The 1,588-nt window shown below is 65.9% G+C and carries 2 protein-coding genes; both read left to right on the forward strand.

What is annotated here, in order from left to right; all coding sequences use genetic code 11:
- Nucleotides 1-648, forward strand: a 648-nt coding sequence (prs, locus tag LQV45_RS31140; RefSeq protein WP_230011193.1) for a ribose-phosphate diphosphokinase, incomplete at its 5' end; no start/stop codon positions are given.
- A 277-nt stretch (nucleotides 649-925) separates the two neighbouring features.
- Nucleotides 926-1,525 (forward strand): 50S ribosomal protein L25/general stress protein Ctc, encoded by a 600-nt coding sequence (locus tag LQV45_RS31145; protein ID WP_230011195.1) that lies wholly within the window; start codon nucleotides 926-928, stop codon nucleotides 1,523-1,525.
- Nucleotides 1,526-1,588: the final 63 nt, after the last annotated feature.

The raw sequence follows: 1,588 nt of genomic DNA on the forward strand, positions 1-1,588 counted from the left end.
CGCGAGCCGATCTCGGCACGCCTCGTCGCCGATCTGTACAAGACCGCCGGCGCCGACCGCATTATGAGTGTGGACCTGCACACTTCCCAGATCCAGGGCTTCTTCGATGGCCCCGTGGACCACCTGATGGCCATTCCGCTCCTGGCCGACTACATCCGCACCCGGGTCGGCTCGGACAAGGTCACGGTCGTCTCGCCGGACACCGGCCGCGTCCGCGTGGCCGAGCAGTGGGCCGAGCGCCTCGGCGGCGCGCCGCTGGCGTTCGTGCACAAGAGCCGTGACCTCACCGTGCCCAACCAGGCCGTCTCCAAGACGGTCGTGGGCCAGATTGAAGGCCGCACCTGCGTCCTGATCGACGACATGATCGATACCGGCGGAACCATCTCCGGCGCCGTCCAGGTGCTCAAGAACGCCGGCGCCAAGGATGTCATCATCGCGGCGACCCATGCCGTGTTCTCCGATCCGGCGGCCCGCCGGCTCTCCGAGTCCGGCGCCCGCGAAGTGGTGGTCACCAACACGCTGCCGATCACCGCGGACAAGCGGTTCCCGCAGCTGACCGTGCTCTCCATCGCGCCGCTGATCGCCCGCGCCATCCGTGAAGTGTTCGACGACGGCTCCGTCACCAGCCTGTTCGACGGCCAGGCCTAAGCCGGCCGGCGGAGGGCCCGGTTTCAGAAACCGGTCCCTCCGCTGGTAGCCTTGTACCGAAACCTTGGCGAGGGAGAGCGCCGGCATTCCGTATTGAATTCCTTATTGACGGGAAATTAATCGGAACCCGGACTGCTGGTCTCCGTAATCGACTGGGTCTGAATCTCCTTCTGAAGGGCAGCCGCACGGCAGCCCGGCGTCGAAGGTCGTAAACAGACCTCCGCCCTTGCTGAACACCGTTTAGTCCCACAGCTTGAAATCCCACGAGGAGATATCCATGTCTGAGCAGAAGCTCGCAGCAGAAGTCCGCACCGAATTCGGCAAGGGCTTCGCCCGCCGCGCCCGCATGGCCAACCTGATCCCGGCTGTCATCTACGGCCACGGTGCCGAGCCGATCCACATCACCCTGCCGGCGAAGGCCACCACCCTGGCCGTCCGCACCGCCAACGCCCTGCTGACCCTGGACATCGACGGCGAGCAGCACCTGGCCCTCGTCAAGGACATCCAGCGCAACCCGATCAAGCAGATCATCGAGCACCTCGACCTGCTGACCGTCCGCACCGGCGAGAAGGTCACCGTTGACGTGCCCGTTCACCTCAGCGGAGAGCTGGCCCCGGGCAACGTCCACAACCTGGAAATGACGGTCGTTTCCGTCGAGGCCGAGGCAACCCACCTGCCGACCGCCATCGAGGTCAGCATCGAAGGCCGTAGCGCCGGCGAGCACATCCACGCTTCCGACCTCGTCCTGCCGAAGGGTTCCCCCCTGCTGGCCGACCCCGAAGCGCTCGTCGTCAACATCTCCGAGGCCACCGAAAACGTCGAAGAGGGCGAAGAGGGCGAAGCAGCCGCACCGTCGGCCGAAGCAGCAGCCGAGTAATTCCGTTGAATTTTACGGCGGCCGGGTCCCTCAGGGGCCCGGCCGCCGTCGTCTCTGATGCCG

It is taken from the genome of Microbacterium sp. Bi128 (assembly GCF_918698205.1).